Origin of the sequence: Aminobacter ciceronei, from assembly GCF_014138625.1 — a bacterium.
Taxonomy (GTDB): domain Bacteria; phylum Pseudomonadota; class Alphaproteobacteria; order Rhizobiales; family Rhizobiaceae; genus Aminobacter; species Aminobacter ciceronei.
This window is the reverse complement of sequence record NZ_JACJHY010000075.1, coordinates 1-9,075: the sequence shown is the minus strand read 5'-3', so window position 1 is coordinate 9,075 and position 9,075 is coordinate 1. Positions and strand designations below refer to the sequence as shown.

Annotated in this window: 6 protein-coding genes and 1 pseudogene; 4 read left to right on the top strand and 3 right to left on the bottom strand. The window is 61.6% G+C overall.

The features are described from left to right. Nucleotides 1-525, bottom strand: a pseudogene (locus HNQ95_RS32965) (aminomethyltransferase); the annotation flags it as partial. 302 nt (nucleotides 526-827) lie between these two features. On the opposite strand from HNQ95_RS32965, the gene HNQ95_RS32960 reads away from it, so the two are divergent. Further along, nucleotides 828-1,553, top strand: a complete 726-nt coding sequence (locus HNQ95_RS32960; protein ID WP_154387585.1) for a FadR/GntR family transcriptional regulator — start codon at nucleotides 828-830, stop codon at nucleotides 1,551-1,553. Here HNQ95_RS32960 and HNQ95_RS32955 read toward each other — a convergent pair. Next, nucleotides 1,536-2,849, bottom strand: coding sequence for an ABC transporter substrate-binding protein (locus tag HNQ95_RS32955; protein ID WP_182576225.1), 1,314 nt, complete (start codon nucleotides 2,847-2,849; stop codon nucleotides 1,536-1,538). The two genes, HNQ95_RS32960 and HNQ95_RS32955, sit on opposite strands and share 18 nt — an antisense overlap. Nucleotides 2,850-3,010: 161 nt before the next feature. Here HNQ95_RS32955 and HNQ95_RS32950 point away from each other — a divergent pair, with 161 nt between their 5' ends. Continuing rightward, a complete protein-coding gene (locus HNQ95_RS32950; RefSeq protein WP_182576226.1) occupies nucleotides 3,011-4,372 on the top strand; it encodes a trimethylamine monooxygenase in 1,362 nt (453 codons plus the stop codon). Nucleotides 4,373-4,806: 434 nt separating this feature from the next. On the opposite strand, the gene HNQ95_RS32945 is transcribed toward HNQ95_RS32950, so the two are convergent. Continuing rightward, entirely contained in the window at nucleotides 4,807-5,508 is a 702-nt protein-coding gene (locus HNQ95_RS32945; RefSeq protein ID WP_182576227.1) for a response regulator transcription factor, read from the bottom strand. A gap of 439 nt (nucleotides 5,509-5,947) precedes the next feature. On the opposite strand from HNQ95_RS32945, the gene HNQ95_RS32940 reads away from it, so the two are divergent. Continuing rightward, nucleotides 5,948-7,657, top strand: a complete 1,710-nt coding sequence (locus HNQ95_RS32940) for a trimethylamine N-oxide permease (RefSeq protein ID WP_182576228.1) — start codon at nucleotides 5,948-5,950, stop codon at nucleotides 7,655-7,657. Nucleotides 7,658-8,036: 379 nt separating this feature from the next. After that, the gene (locus HNQ95_RS32935) at nucleotides 8,037-8,930 is read left to right on the top strand and encodes a bifunctional methylenetetrahydrofolate dehydrogenase/methenyltetrahydrofolate cyclohydrolase (RefSeq protein WP_067965343.1); all 894 of its coding nucleotides are present in this window, start codon (nucleotides 8,037-8,039) and stop codon (nucleotides 8,928-8,930) included. Nucleotides 8,931-9,075 lie beyond the last annotated feature (145 nt).

The following is a 9,075-nucleotide window of genomic DNA, read 5'->3' as shown; positions in this document are numbered from 1 at the left end:
TGACACGGCACGGACCTTGGCCCGCTTGACCATCACCACCAGAGGCGTCGTCGTGTCCTGGCTGTCGACCGACATCGGCGCCCCGGGTGCGGCAACCACCAGCGAGCCTGGCCGCGAGACGACAAAACGCTCCTCCACCCCGGCAGCGGTCGCACCATCGAAGAAGCGCACCGCCTCGACCCGGCCAAGCTCGAGCTTGCGGCGGGCGAGGCCAAGCCGGAACTTCTGCAGGCTCTCGTCGCCATCGACGAGCAGCGCCTTCAGCCCCGACGCATCGCTGTTCGAGCGCGTGCCGAGCATGCCCGGATCGGCGCGGCCGGCAGCATCAAACGCCACCAGCTCACACGCCTGCCCGCCTTCGAGATTGCGCACCGTCACATGATCGCCGGCCTCGATGTCGATCAGCACCGCACCGCCACCAGGCACGTGATAGCGCTCCATGCCGGGCAGCAACAGGCCAGGCTGCACAACCAGGCTCGGACGCGGAGGGCCGGCCACAATTTCGGGGTAGACTGAAATCGTCATCGCCACCTCGTCCAAATCTTGCCTGTGTGTAAAATTATTTGAGCCAGAAGAATACTCAATTTTGCCGCTGCCGCAAGGCTTCGTTTCATCACAGTAATCAAAAATGCGGAGAGGTGACCATGCGGCAGGCAGCCTTGCGGTCCATCAGGGAGCGCCTATCAGCCTTCCGCCACGCGATTGTCCCGGGCCATCCGAGCGTGTACTGGACCAGATTCGATAAATATTTCAAAATTGGTCTACGCTGCGCTGGGATTCGTCCCGCGCCGTGGCCACGAGGCAGGACTGACATGCAAGGTCGCGCAATGAAGGTTGAAACCGGCCAACTCACTTCGCAAATCATCGCCTCCTATTCGGTGGGAGCGACGGTGCAGACCGTGCTCGACCGGCTGTTTGCCAAGATCAGGTCTGAGGAATATCCGCTCGACACACGCCTGCCATCGGAGCGGGCGCTGGCCTCGGAGATGGGGGTTGCCCGCAACACCGTGCGCGAGGCGCTCGACGTACTGGAAGACCGCAAGGTCATCAAGCGGCGTCCCGGCAGCGGCAGTTTCGTCACCTACCGCTCGGAAGAAGTGCCTGAAAGGACGGAGAGCTCGGTGGCGCTGGAAACCAGCCCGCTGGACCACCTCGTCGTGCGCGGCATCCTTGAACCTGAAATGGTCCGCCTAGCCGTCATCAACATGACCCCGCGCGAGGTCTGGGACCTCGAACAGCTGACGTCGCAGATCGAAAACGTGCAGACCGACGTCGCCGCCTTCGTCAAATGCGAGGAGGAGATCTACCGCAAGATCGCCGAGGGAACGCACAACCCCTTGCTGGCATCCTGCTACAATCTGGCGATCGAGGCCTGCAGGGTGAGCTTCCGCACCACGCAGTTGCGCCGGCACCTGTCACCGAAGCGGATTCTCGAATACCAGCAGCGCTACAACGCACTGTTCAACGCGATCGCCTCCCGCGACGTCGAGCGCGCCGTCGAGTTCATCAAGCTGCACCTTGTCGAGGAGCAGAAGCTACTTCTGCAGGACTGACTCCGGCGTCCTTGCCTGCAGGACGGTGCCGTTGCCGCTCGCCCGCAGGCGCTGGTCCCAAAGCTGGCTAAGATCCGACATCTCCTGCTTGAGCAGGCCGCCATGGCGCTTCAGCCAGCGCGGGATCGAGCCGAAGGCGGCAATCCTGGCCTTGCCGCTTTTCACCGTCACCACCGGCCAGTCGCCGACAAGCGCGTTGTCGATGCCGAACATGCTCTCGCCCCACCAATGGGCTGGGCCAAAGGCATGAGTGACATGGCCAAGCTGCTTCATCGCCGCCAGCACGGATGCCGGATTGACGCTGTTCGATTTCTCGACCGCCGCATGCCAGATGTCGAGGATGGCGACATACTCCCAGCTCACCGCCGTCCAGGTACCCGGGAAGCGGCTGTTGTACTCGTCAAAAAAGCCCTTCGGCTGATTGAAGAAGAAGGTCTTGTCATTCAGCTTCTCGTCATCGAAGTCGGGAAACTGGAAGACGAAACCTTCCATGAAATCGACCGACGTCCGGGCGACGAGCTGGTCGTAATAGTCCAGCGTGCAGGATATGATCTGGCCCTTGAAGCCTTGCGCATGCGCATATTCGGTCATCGCATGGACCATCGGCGTGTAGCTGGTGCACCAGCACAGGATGTCGGCACCCGATTCCAGCATCGGCTGCACGATCGCGACCGCATCGGTCGTGTCGGGATCGTACTGGATCTCTTTGGCGATCCCCAGCTTGGCCGCCTTGAAGGCGGCGCGATAGGTCGCGAGCGACGGCAGGCCAAGCGCGTCGGTCTGGCTGCAGAGTGCCACCGTCCGCAGTTCCGGCCTCGCCTGCGCTAGCCACTCCACCCCTGTCACGTTGAAGATCGGGTGCAGTTCGCTGGGCGCGATCAGATATGGCGTATCGGGCGACAGGTCGCTCGGCAAAAGGGTCGAGGTCAGGACCTTGCGCTGGCTCAGATAATCCCTGATCTCGGCCATCGTATCGCCGCCCAGCATCATCAAGAGCTTGACGTCATGCCGCTCGATCAGTTGACGCGCGCCCTCCAGAGCCCGGCCGGCATCATAGCCGCAATCGAACTCGACGATCCGGATCGGATAGCGGCGGCCGTTGATCAAGAGCCCGCCGGTCCGGTTGAGCCAGTCCTCCCAGATCCGGCAGCCATGCAATCCAGGCAGGCCCCAAGACTCCACTTGACCGCTGAGCGGTCCGAGGAATCCAATGTTCACCGCGTCCGGCATGCCGACGGAAAGCCGCGGCAGGACGCTGGAAACGGCGAGTCGATGGGCAAAGCTGGAGTTCGTCATGGCTGTGAATACCACCAAAAATCGGGCGTTTCACCCTATCTTAGCGAAATTTTCCTTCCTCACAGGAAACACGCCGTTGACAAATTGGTATAATGGCAGGCAACATAACTGAACCAGAGGAACCAATAACGAAATTTGGTCTATACCAAAAGGAGGAAACCATGACAGCCAAGCGTGTCGCCGTGATCGGTGCCGGACCATCTGGACTGGCGCAGTTGAGGGCATTCCAGTCGGCCGCGGCGAAAGGCGCGGACATCCCGGAAATTGTCTGCTTCGAGAAGCAGGCCAACTGGGGTGGCCTATGGAACTACACCTGGCGCACCGGCCTCGACCAGTATGGCGAGCCGGTACATGGTTCGATGTACCGCTATCTCTGGTCCAACGGCCCCAAGGAGGGCCTGGAATTCGCCGACTATTCCTTCGAGGAGCATTTCGGCAAGCAGATCGCGTCCTACCCGCCGCGCGCCGTGCTGTTCGACTACATCGAGGGCCGTGTGAAGAAAGCCGGCGTCCGCAAGTGGATCCGTTTCGAGACCGCCGTCCGCATGGTTACCTGGGACAAGGAGACCAAGAAGTTCACCGTCACCGTCCAGGACCTGCCCAAGGATCACTGCTACTCCGAGGAATTCGACCACGTCATCGTCGCCTCGGGCCACTTCTCGACCCCGAACGTTCCTGAATTCCCCGGCTTCGACCGCTTCAACGGCCGCATCCTGCACGCCCACGACTTCCGTGACGCCCGCGAATTCGCAGGCAAGGACATCCTGATCGTCGGCACCAGCTATTCAGCCGAGGACATCGGCTCGCAGTGCTGGAAGTACGGCGCCAAATCGATCACCAACTGCTACCGCACCGCGCCGATGGGCTTCAAATGGCCCGACAACTGGGAAGAGCGCCCGCTGCTGGAAAAGGTCGAGATCAACACCGCGACCTTCAAGGACGGCTCGACCAAGAAGATCGACGCCATCATCCTGTGCACCGGCTACAAGCACCACTTCCCGTTCCTGCCCGACGACCTGCGTCTCAGGACCGCCAACCGGCTTGCGACCGCCGACCTCTACAAGGGCGTGGCTTACGTCCACAATCCGGCGATGTTCTATCTCGGCATGCAGGACCAGTGGTTCACCTTCAACATGTTCGACGCCCAGGCCTGGTGGACGCGCGACGTCATCCTCGGCCGTATCAAGCTGCCCGACAGCAAGCAGGCGCTGCTCGACGATGTTCAGGAACGCGTTGCCGGCGAAGATGCCGGCAAGGACTCGCATGACGCGATCGAATACCAGGGCGAATACGTCAAGGAGCTGATCGCCGAGACCGACTATCCGAGCTTCGACGTGGACGGCGCCAACGAGGCCTTCTTCGAGTGGAAGGAACACAAGAAGAAGGGCATCATGGAGTTCCGCAACCACTCCTACAAATCGGTCATCACCGGCACCATGGCACCCGCCCATCACACGCCGTGGAAGGATGCCCTCGATGACTCGCTGGAATCCTACCTGCGCACCGCCGAAGCGGCGGAGTGAAAGGCGGCCCAACAGGGCTGCCCGACTTTCCTGATGTGAAAGGCCGCCCCAGCCGGGGCGGCATCCCTTTTTGCGCGAACTCATGACGGGCAGCACGACGAACAGCGGCGCACAGGATCTCGTCCGGCTGTCGTTTTCGCATCTCCAAATGAACACTGCGGCGGGTAGGTCGTCGACATCGATGCCTCGCCGTTTCCTGCGCATCCTCTCCCAGCACTGCCTCGCCCCTGCTCTGTCTCACAGCGGCGCAGAGCGCTGAATCCTGTGATCCGACCCCTCAAAGTACAGGGCATTTCCGCTCCCTCGCACGTGAGGAGGCGGTTGGCTCTGTGTTTGTCGAAGAGGTGTAGCCAGGCGCTGGGGCGGCTGCGTCCGAAGGAGACACGAACGCCGATGAGTTGGCCCACGCAGGGCACAGCTCATCCGAGCCGGTGCTACTGCGAACTCAGATGTGGTCCGCGGTTCTTCTCACTGGCGTAAAGCGCCACTGCCATCGCCCGGTTGCGGACGTCGAGCTTGTCGTAGAGATTCTTGAGATGGTACTTGACCGTGTTTTCCGAGATGCCGGTGCGCGCGGCGATCTGCAGGTTGGTCCAGCCGTCGGCCAGAACCGACAAAAGCTCGCGCTCGCGCGCGGTCAAGCGCGACAGCGGTGTGTCGTTGATCTTGGATACATCCATATAGGGAATGCAGATGCGGCCATGGGCGACGGCAACCAGCGTGTCGAACAGGATCGCCGGGTCGTCGAACTGATAGCAGAAGCCCTGTACGCCAAGGCGTACGCATTGCTTGAGGATCGAGATGTCGTGGTCGTTGGAGAAGATCACCACGCGGGCATGAAGGCTGCGCCGCTGCATTTCGGCCAGCACCTCGCCGGAGTCCATGTCTTGCAGCCGCCAGCCCAGCACCGCGATATCGAACTGTGGGGCAGCAGTTGAGGCCGCCTCGAGGAAAGCCTTGCCGGTCTGCACGCTCTCTGCCAGCTCGAAGCGGCTGTCACGTGAAAGCATGTCGCCAAGGGCTGCGATGACGAGCGGATTGCGCTCGGCTATCAGAACCCTGAACCTGTTTTCCTTCACCACCGGCACCACCTCTATCCCGATGCCATGGCGCTGACCCTTCCATTCGGCGTTCATGTTCCTCCCGCCTATGTTCGTGCACGCACCTCTTGCCGACGTCTCTTGCGCTGGGTCGCTCTTCTCCGGTCCTGCCCGGATCGACCCTGTGAACGCAATTCATATCATGAATGATTTTTTCATTCCAGTGGATGCGGCATTTTTACTGCCGAACTGGCCTCCACAAGCCGGCAAATGGCGCCAAGCCTGCTTACCCACCCGTTCGGGTAGGCCGCCGCTGTCCAGAGAGGCATCATCGTCTGCCCAATTTTCCAACCGGGGGTACCAGTTGTGAAGATTGGTCCAGTGCTGCGACAAAATAGCTTGACGGCGCCTCGAATTCGGACAAACTTCACTTTGAGGAAAAAAAGAAGCCTAAGCGGAAACTGCCGCCGCACCTTGAAAACCGGGAATGCCGGGCTTGGGCGACGGGCATCCTAATCAATGGGGAATTTGACCAATGAGCGCTGTTACGGACATCAGTCCGGCGGATTCCGCCGGCCAGCTTCACAGGACAATCGACTGGCGAGGCGCCTTCTGGGTTGCCAGCGGCGTGCCGCCTCTTGTGCTGTTCTCGATCGGCGGCATTGCCGGTACCGCCGGCAACATCGCTTTTGCGATCTGGATCTGCTCCATGCTGATGGGCTTCATCCAGTCCTTCACCTATGCCGAGATCGCCGGCCTGTTCCCAAATAAGTCGGGTGGCGCCTCGGTCTATGGCGCCACCGCATGGTTGCGTTATTCCAAGTTCGTCGCGCCGCTGTCGGTGTGGTGCAACTGGTTCGCCTGGTCACCGGTGCTGTCGCTCGGCTGTTCGATCGCCGCCGCCTACATCCTCAACGCGCTGGCACCGATCCCCGGCTTCACCGAAGCCTCGCCGGAGGTGCTGCAGTACATGGCGGCAAATGTCGGCACCACTGCCGCTGACGCCGTTGCAGCGGTAACCGCCGCAGCGACGCCCGGCATCCGCACCTGGACGCTCTACAGCCACTCGCTCGGTCCGGTCGGCTTTTCGCTCAACGCAACCTTCTGGATCGGCGCCGTGCTGATGCTGGTGACCTTCGCGATCCAGCATCGCGGCATTCTCGGCACTGCTGCCGTGCAGAAGGTCGTCGGCCTGCTGGTCATCGTGCCGCTTTTGATCGTCGGCGTGGTACCGATCCTCACCGGCCAGATCAACTGGGACAACTACTCGCCCTTCGTGCCGCTGGCCGCAGCCTACGCACCTGAACCCGGCGCGTGGAACGTCGCTGGCTGGACGCTGGTGCTCGGCGGCATGTTCATCGCCGCATGGTCGACCTACGGCTTCGAAACCGCCGTCTGCTACACCCGCGAGTTCAAGAACCCGGCCACCGACACCTTCAAGGCCATCTTCTATTCCGGCCTGCTCTGCATGCTGCTGTTCATGATCGTGCCCTTCACCTTCCAGGGCGTGCTCGGGCTCAACGGCATGCTGTCGACGCCGATCGTCGACGGTTCCGGTGTTGCCGATGCACTTGCCGGCATGGTCGGTGGCGGCGGGCTGGTGAAGAACCTGCTCGTCATGCTGATGATCCTCGCATTGTTGCTCGCCATCATGACGGCGATGGCCGGATCGTCGCGCACGCTCTACCAGGGTTCGGTCGACGGCTGGCTGCCGCGTTACCTCAGCCACGTCAACGAGCACGGCGCGCCGACCCGCGCCATGTGGACCGATCTCATCGCCAACCTGTTCGTCCTGGCCATCGCCTCGACGGATGCGACGAGCTTCTTCTTCATCCTCGCCGTCTCGAACTGCGGCTACATCATCTTCAACTTCCTCAACCTGAACTCCGGCTGGATCCATCGCATGGACAACGGCCACATCAAGCGGCCATGGCGCGCGCCGACCTGGCTGATCACGGTCGGTGCCCTTTTTGCCTACGTCAACGCCATCTTCATGGGCGCCGGCGCCAAGGTGTGGAACCCGATGGCACTCTGGGCCGGCTTGTTCACCGCGGCCCTGATCATCCCGGTGTTCTGCTACCGCCACTATATCCAGGACGGCGGCAAGTTCCCCGAGCACATGCTCGAGGATCTGGGCATGCAGCAGAGCGACCTGCGCGTGAAGAAGGCGGGCATCCTGCCCTACCTGACGCTGATCGCCGGTCTGGCCGTGGTGCTTCTCGCCAACTGGTTCTTCGTGCTCTGAAGCTTGACGCACATTCAACTGCGAAGGCCGGCGCAAGCCGGCCTTTTGCATTTCGCACCGCGGCGTTGCCGTCCTTTTCGGCGATTCGCATCGCCGCTCTATCTTCTTGTTTTTGCGCAATTCATTTCGAAAACCGCCGCACACTTTGCGCCGATTTGCCCCGGCGTCGCCCAGCCCGGCAGCGAGCAAAATCGCGCCGGGCCAATATTTCTTTTCATGAAAGATTTTTGCATTTGGGTTGACTTTCACCCCCGTCAGCTGCTATAGATTCAGACGGGAAATTTCAGCGCAAAAAGCTGTCCGGATGGTGTAATCCGGGGCTGGAACCGATGGCTCATGCCATAGGATCGCACGCGCGCGCCTGGGAGGATTGCACAGCATGACGACGGTAATCGATGGCAAGGCAGTTGCCGCCGATGTGGTGACAAAGGTCCGGATTGCAGCCGAAAAGCTGATCGCCGAGACCGGTGTCGTCCCCGGTATCGCAGTGGTCATCGTTGGCCACGACCCGGCAAGCCAGGTCTATGTCGCCTCCAAGGGCAAGAAGGCCAAGGAATGCGGCTTCCACTCGGTCGAGCACGCGCTGCCGTCCGATACCTCGGAAGCCGATCTGGTCGCACTGGTGCAGAAGCTCAACGCCGATCCCAAGATCCACGGCATCCTCGTGCAGCTGCCCCTGCCCGACCATATCGACGCCGGCAAGATCATCCAGACGATCTCGGCCGACAAGGATGTCGACGGCTTCCATTTCACCAATGTCGGCAAGCTCGGCACCGGTGAGCTCGACACCGCCTTTGTGCCTTGTACGCCGGCCGGCTCGATGCTGCTGATCGAGCGTGCGCTCGGCCGCGATCTTTCGGGGCTCAACGCAGTGGTCGTCGGCCGCTCCAACATCGTCGGCAAGCCGATGGCGAACCTTCTGCTCAATGCCAACGCCACCGTCACCGTCGCCCATAGCCGCACCAAGGACCTGCCGGCGTTGTGCCGCAGCGCCGACATCCTCGTCGCGGCCGTCGGGCGTCCTGAAATGATCAAGGGCGACTGGGTGAAGCCGGGCGCCACCGTCATCGACGTCGGCATCAACCGCCTGGAGGGCGGTCTCAATGGCAAGTCGAAGCTCGTCGGCGACGTCGACTACGGCAGCGCCGCCGAGCAGGCCGGCGCCATCACGCCGGTGCCGGGTGGCGTCGGGCCGATGACCATTGCACTTCTGATGGCCAATACGGTCGTCTCGGCCTTCCGTTCGGCGGGCCAGTCAGCACCACGTTTTTAATCTGGGAGCCCGAGGCTCCGCGGAAATCGAACCAAACTCAAGGGAAGAGAGTCATGGCCGAATTCAAGACCGACATCGAGATCGCGCGTGCGGCGAAGAAGAAGCAGATCCAGGAGGTCGGTGCCAAGATCGGCATTCCGACCGA